The organism is Caecibacteroides pullorum (genome assembly GCF_019239235.1).
Taxonomy (GTDB): Bacteria; Bacteroidota; Bacteroidia; order Bacteroidales; family Bacteroidaceae; genus Bacteroides; species Bacteroides pullorum.
The window spans coordinates 1-15,327 of record NZ_JAAZTS010000010.1 but is presented as its reverse complement, the minus strand read 5'-3'; the positions used below and the strand labels follow the sequence as shown (position 1 = coordinate 15,327).

The window sequence follows — 15,327 nt, the reverse complement described above, 5'->3', positions numbered from 1 at the left end:
TGATGGTTTTTCGCTGCACAAAGATAGGATTTTTTTGCCAATCTTCCTTTCGGCAGGCTGGTTGTACTGATTTTTGTTCACTTGCAGGGATACAAACGGTTGAAAATCGCGATTTTTGTTTACTTGAAGGGGTGCAAACGGTTGAAAATCACGATTTTTGTTTACTTGAAGGGGTTCAAACGATTGAAAATTATGATTTTTGTTCACTTGCACCGGTGCAAACACTCAAAAATTGGATTTTCGGGCCGGCCGCAGTGTGGCGGGCGAATGGAGAGGGACAGGGCTGCCTGCCGAAAAAAGCGGGGGGCGTGCCGGCGGCCTTGCAAGGCTTCGTCGGGCACGCTCCCCGTATCTGTAGAAACGGCGTCGGGCGTCAGCGTAAGGCTTCCACCTCGTCGGGTGTCAGAGGAATCTTCTTGCCCAGGCGGCGGGCACCGTCGGCGGTGATGAGGTAGTCCTCCTCGTTGCGGATGCCGCCGAAGTGGCGGTATTCCTCCACCTTGTCGTAGTTGATGAAGTCGGTGAATTTCTTCTCGCTACGCCATAGGTCGATGAGTTCGGGGATGAAGTAGATGCCCGGCTCCACGGTATGCACGAAGCCCGGCTCCAGCGGAATGGCCAGACGCTGGCTCTTGCGGCCGAACTGGGTGCTCTTGGGCTGGCCGTTGTAGCCCACCCACTGTTCGCCGAGGTTCTCCATGTCGTGCACGTCGAGGCCCATCATGTGGCCCAGGCCGTGCGGATAGAACAAGGCGTGCGCGCCTTCGCGGACGGCATCTTCGGCATTGCCCTTCATCAGGCCCAGTTCCTTCAGGCCTTCTACCATGACACGGGCCGAGAGGTCGTAGACGTCCATATAGGGAATGCCGGGTCGCAGGGCCTTGACGCTCTCCAGATGCATGGCGTTCTGAATCTCGTAGACGGCACGCTGGCGGGGCGTGAAGGTCTTGTCGGCGGGGATGGTGGACGACATGTCGCCGCAATAGCCCGAAGGCAGCTCGGCACCGGCGTCGATGAGGAAGAGGTCGCCCGGCTTGATTTTGTTGCCGTGGTAGTGGTTGTGCAGCGTCTGCCCGTTGATGGTGGCGATGGTGGCGAAGGAGAGTTCGCAATTGTTACGCTCGGCTACGTGGTTCATCTCGGCCACCACCTCGTATTCGTACATGCCGGGACGGATGCATTTCATGGCGGCGATGTGCATGTCAGCCGTTACGTTGCAGGCCTTCTCGATTTCTTCGATTTCCTCGGCCGTCTTGTAGTTGCGCTGCGCCACCACGGCACGGATAAAGGGTACAGACCCCTCCTGGCGTGCGGGCGGCAGGCCCAGCCAGTCCATCAGCTTCAGCTTGTGCTCGGCGCGGTAGGGCGGCAGGTAATGGATGCTTTGACCGCTCTGCACGGCCTTGTGCAGGTAGCTGACGATATCGGCCGCGGGGCGTGTGTCGGCGATGCCCACGGCTGCGGCTTTCTCGCGGAGCGTGGGCTGCGTACCCATCCAGACGATGTAGTCGATGCTCAGTTCGTCGCCGAAAATGATTTCACGGTCTTCGTCGATGTCGATGATGGCCGACAGCCCGGCGAAGGAAAGTCCGAAATAATAAAGGAAAGTAGAATCCTGACGATAGCGGAAGGTGTTGTCCTCGTAGTTCAGTCCCTGTTCGTCGTTCCCCAGGAACAGCAGGACACCCGAGCCCACGGTTTTCTTCAGCTGGGCTCTGCGCTGTACATAAGTTTCTTTCGCAAACATGGTGTTTCTTGCTTTAAAGGTTGATTGATTGCAAAGATAGTGAAAGGCGAGTGTAGAAGCAAATGAAAACTCAGTTTTCAGTTTGATTATGCCGAGTCGCATCCTGTCTTATTGAAAGATAGTGAAAGGCGAGGGCAGAAACAAACGAAAAACCTTGTTTTTCATTTGCCAGTACGCTCACCTTTCACTATTTTTGCGCTACTATTTAAGAAAAGATATGGCACAAAGCTCCCGACAGATACAGACCCAGGCGCAGCAGCAGGTACAGACGCTCTCGCCCCAACAAATTCTGGTAGTGAAACTGCTGGAACTTCCCGCCGTGGAGCTGGAAGACCGCGTCCGGGCTGAACTCCTGGAAAACCCCGCCCTCGAAGAAGGACGTGAGGAAACCCACGGAGAGGAAGAAGATGTCCGCACGGCCGACGAATCGACCATCAGCGAAGAAGACGGCGGCGATACCGACTACGACTCGCTGAGCGACTACCTCAGCGAAGACGACATCCCCGACTACAAGCTCCAGGAAAACAACCGCAGCCGCGACGAACAGGCCGAGGAAATCCCGTTCTCCGACTCCACCTCCTTCTACGAAACTCTGAAGGAACAGTTGGGCGAACGCAACCTCACCCCCCACCAGCGCGAACTGGCCGAATATCTCATCGGCTCGCTCGACGACGATGGCCTCCTGCGCAAGCCGCTGGATAGCATCGCCGACGAACTGGCCATCTATTCCGGCATCGAGGCCACTCCTCAGCAGTTGGAAGAGGCGCTCAAGGTCATCCAGGACTTCGAACCCGCTGGACTGGGAGCCCGCGACCTGCGCGAATGTCTCCTCATCCAGCTTCGCCACAAGAAGGAACAGCTGCCCGCCAAGGCCGACGACAGCCTACTCCGGCTGGAGACCACCATCATCAGCGACTGTTACGAAGAATTCACCCGCAAACATTGGGATAAGATACAGCAGAAGCTCGGCATCAGTGAAGACCAGCTTGACCGTGCCATCAAGGAGCTCTGCAAACTCAATCCCCGGCCCGGTGCCTCGCTGGGCGAAGCCGTGGGGAAGAACATGCAGCAGATTGTACCCGACTTCATCGTCGAGACCGAGGACGACGGCACCATCAACCTTTCGCTGAACAACCCCAACGTTCCCGAATTGCGCATCAGCCGCGACTTCTCGGAGATGGTCGAGGAACACACGAAGAACAAGGCCAACCAGTCGAAGGAATCCAAGGAGGCCATGCTCTTCCTGAAGCAGAAGATGGACGCTGCGCAGGGCTTTATCGACGCCGTGAAGCAGCGGCAGAACACGTTGCTCACCACCATGCAGGCCATCATCGACCTCCAGCGCCCCTTCTTCGAGGAAGGTGACGAGTCGCTGCTTCGCCCCATGATCCTGAAGGACGTGGCCGAGCGGGCCAAGCTGGACATCTCTACCATTTCGCGCGTGAGCAACAGCAAGTACGTGCAGACCAACTACGGCATCTACCCGCTGAAGTTCTTCTTCAGCGACGGCTATACGAAGGAAGACGGCGAAGAAATGTCGGTACGCGAAATCAAAAAGGCCCTGAAAGAATGTGTCGACAGTGAGGACAAGAAGAATCCCTACACCGACGATGAACTGACCGAGATGCTGGCCGCCAAAGGTTATCCGATAGCCCGCCGCACCGTAGCCAAATATCGTCAGCAGCTGAACATCCCCGTAGCTCGTCTGCGGAAATAGACATAACAAAGAAAGATGGAAGTAAAACTCATAGAAGAAAAGACTCTTATCCGGGTAGCCCGCATGGTATCGGCCATATTCACGCCGTTCTCCATACCTTTCCTGGCTTTCCTGATACTGTTCCTGTTCTCATACCTGAGCATCATGCCCATTCAGTACAAACTCATTGTGCTGGGCATTGTCTACTGCTTCACCATCATGATTCCCGTATTGGCTATCTTCATCTTCAAGAAGATCAACGGTTTCAGTGCGCAGGAGTTGGGCGAGCGCAAGAAACGCTACGTTCCCTTTTTCCTCACGATAACCTCCTACGTCTTCTGCTTGCTGATGATGAACCGCCTGAACATTCCGTGGTACATGAGTGGCATCATTCTGGCAGCCCTTATCATGATGGTTATCTGCATTGTGGTCAACCTGAAATGGAAGCTGAGTGAGCACATGGCCGGTGCCGGTGCCGTCATTGGCGGACTGGTGGCTTTCAGTGCCCTGTTCGGTTATAATCCGGTCTGGTGGCTTTGCCTCTTCATTCTGGTGGCCGGTGTGCTGGGTACGGCACGTATCATCCTGGGGCATCATACGCTGGGCGAAGTGATGGGAGGATTTGCAGTGGGCTTCATCTGTTCGCTGATGGTGCTCCATCCCATCGCCAACAGCTTCTACTTCTTCTTCCGTCAGCTGCTGTTCACCTATTAAAAGTCAATTATCAGTGATACACTTATATTTTTAACCTCTAAAACTAAAAATCATGAACTTTCCAAGCAACGTAAAGTACACCAAAGAACATGAATGGATCCGCCAGGAAGGCGACGTAGCCTATGTAGGCATCACCGACTATGCTCAGGAACAACTGGGTGACATCGTATTCGTAGACATCCAGACCGAAGGCGAGACACTGGAAGCCGGCGAAACATTTGGTACCATCGAAGTAGTGAAGACCATCTCCGACCTCTTCATCCCCGTGGCAGGCGAAGTGCTGGAGCAGAACGCAGCCCTGGCCGATCAGCCCGAACTGGTAAATCAGGACCCCTACGGCGAAGGTTGGCTCATCAAGATCAAACCTTCTGCTGATGCCGACTTCGATAGTCTGCTCGACGCCGAAGCCTACAAGGCACTGGTCAACGAATAATAATTGATAAACGGTTGGCGGTTAGTGGTTGGCGGTCAGCAAGCTGTACGTAAACATCACTAACCGCTGATCATTAACCACTAATCACTAACTACTAATCATGACTCCAATCGTAAGCATCATCATGGGTAGTACGTCCGACCTTCCTGTCATGGAGAAGGCCGCCCAGCTGCTCAATGATTTCCACATTCCGTTCGAAATGAACGCACTCTCGGCTCACCGTACGCCCGAGGCCGTAGAAGAGTTTGCCAAGAACGCCCGCAAGCGTGGCATCAAGGTCATCATCGCTGCCGCAGGTATGGCTGCAGCTCTGCCAGGTGTCATTGCCGCCAATACCACCCTGCCCGTCATCGGCGTACCCGTCAAAGGCGCTGTGCTCGACGGTGTGGATGCCCTCTATTCCATCATTCAGATGCCTCCTGGCATTCCTGTAGCGACGGTAGCCATCGACGGTGCCATGAATGCCGCCATCCTGGCCGTACAAATCCTGTCGCTGAACGATACAGCTCTCGCACAAGCTTTCGCCGCCTACAAGGAAGGCCTGAAGAAGAAAATCACCAAGGCCAACGAGGACCTGAAGGACGTAAGATACGAGTACAAGACGAACTAAAAAATGAAGAATGAAGAATTAGGAATGAAGAATCGGTCATCGCATCCCCATTCTTAATTCTTCATTCCTAATTCTTCATTCATTATGGATTTATTCAACTATTCCCGCAGGGAAACATCTGTAGTCAATATCGGTGCCACTCCGTTGGGAGGCGACAATCCTATTCGCATACAGAGCATGACCAATACCGCTACCCAGGATACCGATGCCTGCGTAGCTCAAGCCAAACGTATAGCCGATGCGGGCGGAGAATACGTGCGGCTCACGACACAAGGCGTGAAGGAAGCCGAAAATCTTCGCAACATCAATGCTGCCCTGCGCCGCGACGGCTATATGACGCCGCTGGTGGCCGATGTACACTTCAATCCGCGCGTGGCCGACGTGGCCGCTCTCTATGCCGAGAAGGTACGCATCAACCCCGGTAACTACGTAGACGCTGCCCGTACCTTCAAGCACCTGGAGTATACCGACGAGGAATATGCGCAGGAGTTGCAGAAGATACGCGACCGCTTTGTCCCCTTCCTGAACATCTGTAAGGAGAACCACACGGCCATCCGCATCGGCGTGAACCACGGCTCCCTGTCCGACCGCATCATGTCGCGCTACGGCGACACACCCGAGGGTATGGTAGAATCGTGCATGGAGTTCCTGCGCATCTGTGTAGACGAGCATTTCACCGACGTAGTCATCTCCATCAAGGCTTCGAATACGGTAGTTATGGTGCGGACGGTACGCCTGCTGGCAGCCGTTATGGAAAAGGAAGGCATGCACTTCCCACTACATTTGGGTGTGACCGAGGCAGGCGACGGCGAGGACGGACGCATCAAGTCGGCCCTGGGCATCGGCGCCCTGCTGGCCGACGGGCTGGGCGACACCATTCGTGTATCGTTGAGCGAGGCGCCCGAGGCCGAGATTCCTGTGGCCCGCAAGCTGGTGGACTACGTGACGTGCCGCAAGGACCATCCTTATATCCCCGGTCCGAACATCCCGACCTTCAACTACCTGGCTCCTTCGCGCCGACAGACCGTGGCCGTGCGCAACATCGGCGGCGACAACGTGCCCGTCGTCATTGCCGCCCGCCTGGACGGCGACCTGACGACCGACCCGCAGTTCGCTCCCGACTATATCTACACCGGCCACCAGCTGCCCGCCGACGTACAGGAAGGCGTGCAATACATTGTCGATGCCGACGTGTGGGAAGGAAAGCCCGACACCTGGCCTGCCTTCAAGGGCGACCAAATGCCTTTCGTAAGCAGTTGCAACGCTGCGCTGAAGTTCCTCTTCATCACTTACATGGGGCTGAACGACGAAGCGTTGGCCTGCCTGAAGTATCATCCCGAAATCGTGCTCGTGGCACAGAGCAACCATCCCAACCGACTGGGTGAACAGCGTGCGCTCGTCCACCAGCTGATGCAGGAAGGCCTATCCAATCCCGTTGTCTTCTTCCAGCACTATGCCGAGGAAGAGAAGGAAGACCTGCAGATCAAGGCGGCGGCCGACATGGGTGCCCTCATCTTCGACGGCCTGACGGACGGCATCTTCCTCTACAACCAAGGCAGCATCCCCGCCACCACGCTGGACGCCACCGCCTTCGGCATCCTGCAGGCCGGCCGCCTGCGCACCAGCAAGACGGAATACATCTCCTGCCCCGGCTGCGGACGCACGCTCTACGACCTGCAGAGCACCATCGCCCGCATCAAGGCAGCCACGTCGCACCTGAAAGGATTGAAGATAGGTATCATGGGCTGCATCGTCAACGGCCCGGGCGAGATGGCCGATGCCGACTACGGTTACGTGGGTGCCGGGCGCGGCAAAATCAGTCTCTATAAGAAGAAGGAGTGCATCGAGAAGAACATTCCCGAAGAAGAAGCGGTGGAGAAGCTCATCGAGCTCATCAAGGCCAACGGAGACTGGCAGTAAGCATCGCAGACCTGACGCAAAGGCATGCTCAAACCGGAGCGTGTCTTTGTGCCGTGTCCATGATTTCTATCTATGTGCGCCAGGAATAGAGGATAAGGTCTGTGTCCATATTGCTATATAGTTTTTGAGCATGGAAAATGTTCCATGGGATGATTCTTCGGATTCAAATTACATCTGATAATCAACGACAAGGGTGAGATTCTCAATCGAATAAATAGCGTAACTTTGTGAATATATCAAAGGTGACTATGGCTAAAAATATAGATAAACAAGCAATTGATAATTTGGCAGATGGTTTTCGTGGTTATGCGACACTGCTTCGTAAAATCAAGCAACGGGTACTGATAGCCCAACAACGGGCGATTTATGCTGCCAACGAAGAAATGCTCCGAATGTATTGGGATATTGGAGGCATGTTGCAGCAAAGTCAAGAAGCAGATGGTTGGGGCAAGAAAACCTTGCAACGCTTGTCCGTGGACTTGAAGAACGATTATTCCGAAATAAAGGGGTTCTCTGTGCGCAATATGCAGTGCATGATACAGTTTTTCAACGAATACAATCAAGAACTTACGATGGTGAAAGGTGCTGATTCTTCAATTGCGCAATCAATGATTGCGCAATTAGGCGAATATAATTTTTCCCTCCCTATCAAGCATTTGGGCTGGACGCATAACCTGATACTCTTACAACAAGTCAAGGATATTCGCGCACGGTATTGGTATATGGTGCAAAGTATTACATCTCATTGGAATACACGCTATCTGCAAGAAGCCATCAAACTTGATGACTATGGAAAGCATGGTGCGTTGGCAAACAATTTCACCGCGACCCTGCCTGTTCCCGAAGCAAACGATGTGAAAGCCATGCTCAAAGACCCGTACATTTTTGATATGCTTACCTTCACAGAGCAATACAATGAGCGTGATGTAGAAATCGGTTTGGTGAAGCATGTAGAGAAATTCCTCGTGGAAATGGGGGCTGGCTTTGCCTTTATGGGGCGGCAGTACCATATCAATGTGTCAGGAGATGATTACTACATTGACATATTGATGTACAACACCTTCCTACACCGCTATTTAGTGATAGAGTTGAAAGATACGGAGTTCATGCCGGAATATATCGGTAAACTGAACTTTTATTGTTCCGCAGTGGACGACATCCTTTGCCGGGAGGGGGATAACCGAACCATCGGACTGCTACTTTGTAAGAGCAAAGACCGTATCAAGGCAGAATATGCCTTGCGTGATATTCAGAAGCCAATCGGAATCTCTGATTATGAGTTAGGACAAGCCTTGCCAAAAGACTTCCGTGGCAGTTTGCCTACGATTGAGGAAATTGAGAAAGAGTTGGAATCTCATTAATTTAGTTAAGTCCTAATAGTTAGTTTGCTTTATTTGCTCTCAGCATTAGCTATTGATGCACGTACTCTGCTTAATGTTTCCAATGTCATCTGAAGATATGAAGCAATCATTGTCAAAGGTGCTCTTCTAGTTATTTCAGGAAAATGTTGCTGTAATCTAGCGTATCTGTCATTTGCTGATTCGAAACGTAAAATGTCAGCCTTTAATTGTGATAACATTAAGGAATTTTCAAAAAAACTCCGATATAGATAAGCTATATCACCATTAGCATCAGAAAGTTCTTCCATTATATCACGCGAAATTTCCCATAAAACACTGTTTTCTACAGCATCCATCATAAGATGTGTTGGCTCTCGGTTAAAATAGCTGTCAATACACCAGACAACATCTTTTTCACATGCTAAATGTTCTATCACATCCTTATCATGCTTTAGGTAGTGTTGTCTAATAAATCCCTTTTCTATATAAAATAGGCAATTACAGATATCACCTTCATTTAGAATTATATCACCTTTTTGATATTTCTTAGGCTGAATAATATCTGCAAAAAGGCGAATATTCTCCAACTTAAGTTTGCGATTAGGGCATGTTTCAGCTATAATCTGTTTTGCAATGTCAAATTGAATACTCATAGGCTAAAGTTATTTATATCCAACATTTTGTTTCAATTTTGGGTTCAAGTCTATACTTTTTTGTGGAATAGGAAAAACTGTGGTATACCCATTTTTCTCATCAGCCAGTTGGACTCGCTGATCGTATGATTTGTGATAAACTCCAAAACGCACCATATCTTGTCGTCGCCAGCCTTCCCATACTAACTCCAACAAACGCTCTTTCAATATGTTCTCAAGCGTAGCTTCTCGATATGGCATACCAACACGACCTCGGACTTCGTTCAACTCCAACGAGCCATCCTCACCATTACGTACCTTTGCCTCGGACTTCATCAGGAGAGCATCGGCATAGCGGAATAGCACGATGTCGTTATCCGGTTGTCTACCGTCGGAATGTGAGGTCCTATCAACCTCATATTTTGCCATACGAGCACCAGCTGTCTTGACATAGGAGCTTCCCGTAAGATTCAACTTTAGCTCCAATGGGAAATACTCCAACTGCTGTCCATTGTCCATCATTACAGGCTTTCCATCAACCTCTACGATGCCGGCATAGAAGTTCTTTTCAAAGCGAGCATCTACATCATCTGTGCCGTATCCGTTGGCTAAGACTGTTGAGATATTGGCACTGGTACCATTTTCCGATGAGCCACCCAACGCACCGCCATGGTTGTAGTGTCGTGATCGGAAGAGATACCAGAACTGCGCAGCATAGAGGTTCTTATCCAACGGAATGGTGAATATGTTTTCGTTGGAGTTCTCGTTATGCACAGAGAAATTATAGCTATAATCGTCCTCCAACCGATAACCTACCTCGGCAAGTTTATTGCAATATTTGATACAGGTCTGCCAAGCGTTGAGTTTCTCACCATCGACGGTGAAAAATATCTCTTTACCGTTCCGTGGAACGCCATCAGTCCAATTATCATCACAATATATCTCGGCATTAAGAGCCAACTTAGCCAAAAGGAAATTAGCTACAGGTGTTGTTATACGACCATAGTAGTTACCCATCTTATTACTACGCTCATTTGGCAACAACTCGGCAACCTCCTGCAACTCATTCACGATAAAACGGAAAACCTCGCTACGCTCGCTCTGCACAACTTCATCCTGCGGTTGTTCATAGGATGTTACGATGGGCACTCTGCCATACATATCCATAATGTAGTAGTAGAAAAGTGCTCTCAGAGCTCGCACCTCAGCTTCGTAGGCCACTCTCTGCTCCTCAGATAGGTTATGGCTATACTTATCGATGATATGCAGAGATTTGTTCGATAACACAACAACCTTGTAGAGGTATTTCCAAGTATTGTAGAGTGGTAAATCATTAGGACTCCACTTATGCTGATACATATTCGCCCACAAACCTCCATCGTACCAGTCGCCACCACGAATAGGTATCATGGCTTCGTCTGTAGTAAGTGTGTTATAGTCATAAATCCCACGACAGGTCCCCTGTAAACCCTCACTGTCTGCACTGCCACCAATGTAATTGTAGAGCACAGCCACTGCATTAATATATATGTTGTTGGCATTGTTGTAAATGTCTTCTTCATAAAGTTGATTTCTAGGGTCTTCAGTAAGACAAGAGGTCATCATCGTTGCCAAAGCAACCATCAATATGTTTATATATCTTTTCATAACTGTAAGCGGTTATAATTGAATACTAAGACCTAACGAATAGGTACGATATAAAGGATAGGTGCGTTTGTCGTCAATGCCCAAAGTGTTGCTTACTACATAACTGTTTATCATTGGAGTAAGACCGCTATAGCCTGTGATTGTTGCAAGGTTGCTAATGCCTGCCGAAAGACGCAATGACTTCACAGCCTTGGATTTCATTGGAATATTGTAGCCTATGGTAATATGTTCAATATTTACATAGTCACCTTTTTCCAACCAATAGTCTGAAACATTCTGATCAATAATATTTTTTTCAGGAGCACCCTTCAATACATTGTAGTCAGGGAATATAGACATATTGGTATAAGCCAAGCCCGTGCCATTGAATATCTTATGACCGAAAGCACCATTTATCTGCATGGCAATATCAAAGGACTTGTAACGGAAACTGATGTTTGATCCAATAGTTACCTTAGGGGTTGCCTGACCTGCTATATACCTGTCTCCGCCATCGCTAAAATCAATCTCGCCATCATCATTCAAATCTTCAATATCGTAACTGTAGCCACCAAGTTCATTTTCTTTAAGCCCTTTGCAGTGAGGTAGATAGAATACCCCCAATGGCTGACCTACAATCTGATATACTACATTATTGTCTCCACCGTTCTGACCTGCACCATAAAGCGAGCCAATCGGAGTAATATCTGAAGCTGTCATATGCATACCATTATACTCTCCACTAAGCGAAAGTAACTTATTCTTCTGGTAGGACATATTGAAGTTGATATTCATCTCCATATCCTTTCGTTGAATGGGAACTACCGAGATTCCTAGTTCGACACCCTGGTTAGACATCGAGCCGATATTTGCCATCAGTTTATCGAACGCAAAGGTCGGAACGGGAACATCATACTCATAGAGCATATCCGTTGTCTTTGAGTAATATAATTCCGAGGTAAGCATCAACCGATTATCCCATATACCTAAGTCAAAACCGATATTAAATGTTGAACGAGTCTCCCACTTAAGCTCCGGATTCGTGTTGCGTATACTTCCCATTGTTACGGTAGGTGCACCGTTGATGGATACGATACCATTCTCCTTTACGGTATTAAGTGTTGTATAGGATGTTATACCTCCAAGATTTCCTGACCGACCATATCCGGTTCTTAGTTTCAATATTGTTATAAAGTCAGTATCAGAGAGGAAGCCTTCTTTTTTTACATCCCAACCCAGTGATACTGATGGGAAGAATCCGAAAGTATTGTTATCGCTTACCATTGAAGAGCCATCTCCACGGAGTGCTGCCGCAATAGAATATCTATCCTTGTAACTATATGTGACACTACCCATTATTGAAGCAAGTGACGGGTCTTCATAGCTACTGCTCGTACCACCGAAAGGACGCGATGATGTTGCTCCGATGTTATTATAGGAGAAATCATTTGTTGTTATTCCTTTTGCCTGCACCCATAAACCAGTCCTTACCTGTTTAAGATATTCTGCGCCAACAACAGCATCAAGGTGTGAGTCTCCCCAAGCATTGTTATATGAGAGGGACACATTTGTAAAGTAGTCTTCACCCTTGAACTCTCCACGATAAACATTGCCTTGCGCCCACACCCATGTAGGACAAAATTGAGCATTTCCCGTAGATGAATATGAATAAGAGCCGAAAGCCGACAATATCAAATTGTCAAGGATATTAAATTTCAGCCCCAAATGTGTATTGAAATTCCGTTCTTCGGAGTCATTTTTCTCATAGAGGAGTGCTCCGGGGTGGTTGATGTGTGATGCAGCCGAGTTCTTCACCCAGTTGCCATTAACATCAGTTCCTGCTGGATATGTAGGATTCTGTGCAGCTGCCGAGTAAAACAGCATTCGTGTATCGAAAATGTCGTGTATCTTTGACGAGTAGCCATATACACCAAAATCGCCAACTAAGCGACCATCGAAAGCCTTTTGTGTAGCATCAAGTTTTACCACTAAATTTCGGTAATCGTTAACTTTGACAATTGTATTATGATCCATAAAACCGAACGATGCTCGATAGTTTGAGTTTTCCGAACCACCGCTAAAAGCCAAGTGATGCTGATGTATCAAGCCCGTACGAGTAATTACATCGTGAAAATTGGTGTTGTAGCCACCATTATTGTAATCTAATCCAAGTGCCTCTGCTGTAGCTATATACTCCGGGCCGTTGAGCATTTGCAGATGTTTATACATTGACTCGAATCCGTAGTTGCCATCATATGATATTTCGAAACCTCGCCCCGTTCCTTTCTTGGTCTTAATCTCAATTACACCTGAAGCACCACGGGAACCGTACATTGCCGTTTCGGTAGCATTCTTCAAAATAGTGAAACTCTCGATGTCTGCGGGATATATGGTAGATAGCGTAGCGATGTCAGATGTCACTCCGTCAATAATTACTAACGGGTCATTGCCACCCATAATGGATGTGGTACCACGCACACGGATACTATTCAGCATAGCGAGCCTGTCAGTCCCATTAGTGGTGACGTTCACACCGGCAGACTGACCACTCAATACATCCAAAGCATTATTCAATGGTCCCTTCTTGATATTCTCGGGCCTGATATGCTCTAATGATTTAGTCGCCGAAATGGTATCTTGTTTCTCTCTGATATTCTGTACTTGTGCATCAATTTTTTGAGCACTACAGATGAAGAACATTATGACAAGACAAAGACCGACACTTCCCATCTTGATTCGTTAAATCTCTGTAGATTCCCCAGACCAGACAGTTAATAAATCTTATACGCAATGTATTATAAAGAGGGGGATTGGGAATCTGTACTATTTCCCTGCCTGTCCGTCCGCTTAGCCATTGTATATTTTTTTCTGTTATTTCATATCAGTGATGCTGATAATCCAGGCAAGAACAGAGTAAACATCTATCTCTTTTATACATAAATCCTTTCCAAGGACTTTATAAGCGCAACCATTAACTACATTACATTACAAAGGTAACAATAATTTGTCATTTGAAGAAATTTAGAAAAAAGAAAAAGTCATTATGCGTGATATTTTTTATTTAATTACGACATTTATCAAATACAAAAAATCATAGAAGGACAAAAATCTTTAAATGATTTGATTATAAACAAACTTTAAATAGTTAAATTGCAATAATACTATACCATGGTTGTTCTTTTCCTTAATGTAATACTACTGTTATATATCTGGTCATTTATCTCCTTTTGTCGGATGCAAAGGTTGCCAAACCTCTTTTAGAAAACGAAAAGTTCAAGCAGTAAACCATTTGGAGCAGTTTCGTCCTCCGTTGGAGAGTAAATAGCTCCAAAACCTTTTCTTATTCATCGGCTTGGCTGAAAACTGCATCCGGCAACGGAGATAAACGACTGACGAAATAATAGCATAAAACAGCATAGCCCCCCCTTAATAAGGCAATTTTATCAATGCTGTTTTCATTCTTTTCAGAGGACTATTATTTTCGACAGAGAGAAATTTGGCAAGCGGCAGATTTCACTCCCTCAAAAATAATAGATTTGAATTGCTGTCCTCTTGCCTTTATTGGAAATTGTAGTACCTTTGTAGTGGCTTGTGCGAACGAGCCAAGCAATGTGGAAAGATGGGAACATCGAACCATCAATAAAGTACCGAAAAGAGGGAAAATACCCTCTACCACCGCTCTTTGAGCGTTAAGAAATAATAAAAAGGTTAAATCTTCACCTTTTAGAATGTACCCCTAAAGGTTATGCCCATATTTCTGACTTATAACTCACAAAATATTGAGTAATAATCGGTTGTAAATACAAATATTGTATTTCACTCTCACCAAGTCCATAGTTATATTCGTCAAGTCCCTCTTTACAACTGCCAAGTAGATGTTTACGCCAAGCATTTTCGCATATCTTCCCCTACCCAAACGATTATTGGAAAACACTGTTTTGGGCGAAAGAAAGCACTGCTTTGCAATGGACAAAACAGTGCTTTAACGAAAGTGATATTTTTCACATCCAAAAGAAAAACTGGTTTCTCCTAAAATGGATTCACGGATTCATTTTTCTAGCTATCTCGCTTTAAATGTGAAAATTAAGGTGAAAGGAAACGTTTCACGGGGGGAAACTGTTTTGAAAGGGGAAGTGCTGAGTGGTTCATTATCAAGTTGGTTTCACTATAAATAGCAGGTTCTCAGAAGATTACAATGAATTCACTCTCGAAAGAGATCCAATTTCTAACTTGTGAAAGCAAAGAATGTTGATTTCCGTTGATTATGGTTGATTATCGTCCGTTATTTACGCTGAAAAACTTGACTTCGCCTTTTTTATGTCGTATTTTTACGAAAAAAAGAATACACCTATGAATCTGATCTGCCAACTGAGAGATTTCTTTTTTCGTGAAGAACCATCCGTTTCGTCGTACGACCGGCTGCTTACCAACCTGAACCGTGCCTGTTCCTACTTGCCCGAAGGGCAGGCCTTTCTCGTGACAGGTGATGGTGAATTCACCGTCCGCCTGACCTGGAAACCCCGGCAGGAAGATGCGGAGAAACGCATGTTCAGCCTGAACGGACAGAATGAAGTGACGGAATGGGTAGAAACAGCTCCATCTGCCGTGG

Annotated in this window: 11 protein-coding genes and 1 pseudogene; 8 read left to right on the top strand and 4 right to left on the bottom strand. The window is 47.7% G+C overall.

Going from position 1 to position 15,327, the window contains the following annotated elements:
* Positions 1–373: 373 nt before the first annotated feature.
* Positions 374–1,747, bottom strand: a complete 1,374-nt coding sequence (locus HF894_RS08425) for an aminopeptidase P family protein (RefSeq protein WP_204971629.1) — start codon at positions 1,745–1,747, stop codon at positions 374–376.
* Between the two features lie 217 nt (positions 1,748–1,964).
* Between HF894_RS08425 and rpoN the strand changes: the two genes are divergently transcribed.
* The 7 genes and pseudogenes from rpoN (at position 1,965) to HF894_RS08395 (ending at position 8,481) form a co-directional block, all read left to right on the top strand.
* Positions 1,965–3,464 (top strand): RNA polymerase factor sigma-54, encoded by a 1,500-nt coding sequence (gene rpoN, locus HF894_RS08420; RefSeq protein WP_204971628.1) that lies wholly within the window; start codon positions 1,965–1,967, stop codon positions 3,462–3,464.
* A 15-nt stretch (positions 3,465–3,479) separates the two neighbouring features.
* The gene (locus tag HF894_RS08415; protein WP_075318324.1) at positions 3,480–4,157 is read left to right on the top strand and encodes a phosphatase PAP2 family protein; all 678 of its coding nucleotides are present in this window, start codon (positions 3,480–3,482) and stop codon (positions 4,155–4,157) included.
* Positions 4,158–4,209: 52 nt separating this feature from the next.
* A complete protein-coding gene (gene gcvH / locus HF894_RS08410; RefSeq protein WP_021848851.1) occupies positions 4,210–4,590 on the top strand; it encodes a glycine cleavage system protein GcvH in 381 nt (126 codons plus the stop codon).
* A 100-nt stretch (positions 4,591–4,690) separates the two neighbouring features.
* Positions 4,691–5,200 carry a 5-(carboxyamino)imidazole ribonucleotide mutase gene (gene purE / locus HF894_RS08405; protein WP_021848852.1) on the top strand — a complete coding sequence of 170 codons (510 nt, stop codon included), beginning with the start codon at positions 4,691–4,693 and terminating at the stop codon, positions 5,198–5,200.
* Between the two features lie 84 nt (positions 5,201–5,284).
* The gene (locus HF894_RS08400) at positions 5,285–7,120 is read left to right on the top strand and encodes a 4-hydroxy-3-methylbut-2-en-1-yl diphosphate synthase (RefSeq protein ID WP_021848853.1); all 1,836 of its coding nucleotides are present in this window, start codon (positions 5,285–5,287) and stop codon (positions 7,118–7,120) included.
* A 126-nt stretch (positions 7,121–7,246) separates the two neighbouring features.
* Positions 7,247–7,327: pseudogene (locus HF894_RS15160) on the top strand (transposase); the annotation flags it as partial.
* A gap of 41 nt (positions 7,328–7,368) precedes the next feature.
* On the top strand, positions 7,369–8,481 hold the full coding sequence (locus tag HF894_RS08395; RefSeq protein WP_204971627.1) for a PDDEXK nuclease domain-containing protein: 1,113 nt from the start codon (positions 7,369–7,371) through the stop codon (positions 8,479–8,481).
* Positions 8,482–8,510: 29 nt separating this feature from the next.
* Here HF894_RS08395 and HF894_RS08390 read toward each other — a convergent pair whose 3' ends face one another.
* The 3 genes from HF894_RS08390 to HF894_RS08380 are packed head-to-tail and all read right to left on the bottom strand — an operon-like array spanning position 8,511 to position 13,448.
* Positions 8,511–9,113, bottom strand: coding sequence for a Crp/Fnr family transcriptional regulator (locus HF894_RS08390; RefSeq protein WP_204971626.1), 603 nt, complete (start codon positions 9,111–9,113; stop codon positions 8,511–8,513).
* A 9-nt stretch (positions 9,114–9,122) separates the two neighbouring features.
* Positions 9,123–10,739: a RagB/SusD family nutrient uptake outer membrane protein gene (locus HF894_RS08385; RefSeq protein ID WP_072545264.1), complete on the bottom strand. Its 1,617-nt coding sequence runs from the start codon at positions 10,737–10,739 to the stop codon at positions 9,123–9,125.
* 12 nt (positions 10,740–10,751) lie between these two features.
* On the bottom strand, positions 10,752–13,448 hold the full coding sequence (locus HF894_RS08380; RefSeq protein ID WP_204971625.1) for a SusC/RagA family TonB-linked outer membrane protein: 2,697 nt from the start codon (positions 13,446–13,448) through the stop codon (positions 10,752–10,754).
* 1,620 nt (positions 13,449–15,068) lie between these two features.
* Between HF894_RS08380 and HF894_RS08375 the strand changes: the two genes are divergently transcribed.
* On the top strand, positions 15,069–15,327 hold a 259-nt coding region (locus tag HF894_RS08375; protein ID WP_204971624.1), incomplete at its 3' end, for a hypothetical protein.

What these genes read in the sequence shown, in the direction of transcription:
- HF894_RS08415 (WP_075318324.1), top strand. Translation starts at nt 3,480, where the DNA reads ATGGAAGTAAAACTCATAGAAGAAAAGACTCTTATCCGGGTAGCCCGC.
- HF894_RS08395 (WP_204971627.1), top strand. Translation starts at nt 7,369, where the DNA reads ATGGCTAAAAATATAGATAAACAAGCAATTGATAATTTGGCAGATGGT.
- HF894_RS08425 (WP_204971629.1), bottom strand. Translation starts at nt 1,747, where the DNA reads ATGTTTGCGAAAGAAACTTATGTACAGCGCAGAGCCCAGCTGAAGAAA.
- gcvH (WP_021848851.1), top strand. Translation starts at nt 4,210, where the DNA reads ATGAACTTTCCAAGCAACGTAAAGTACACCAAAGAACATGAATGGATC.
- purE (WP_021848852.1), top strand. Translation starts at nt 4,691, where the DNA reads ATGACTCCAATCGTAAGCATCATCATGGGTAGTACGTCCGACCTTCCT.
- rpoN (WP_204971628.1), top strand. Translation starts at nt 1,965, where the DNA reads ATGGCACAAAGCTCCCGACAGATACAGACCCAGGCGCAGCAGCAGGTA.
- HF894_RS08400 (WP_021848853.1), top strand. Translation starts at nt 5,285, where the DNA reads ATGGATTTATTCAACTATTCCCGCAGGGAAACATCTGTAGTCAATATC.
- HF894_RS08380 (WP_204971625.1), bottom strand. Translation starts at nt 13,448, where the DNA reads ATGGGAAGTGTCGGTCTTTGTCTTGTCATAATGTTCTTCATCTGTAGT.
- HF894_RS08390 (WP_204971626.1), bottom strand. Translation starts at nt 9,113, where the DNA reads ATGAGTATTCAATTTGACATTGCAAAACAGATTATAGCTGAAACATGC.
- HF894_RS08385 (WP_072545264.1), bottom strand. Translation starts at nt 10,739, where the DNA reads ATGAAAAGATATATAAACATATTGATGGTTGCTTTGGCAACGATGATG.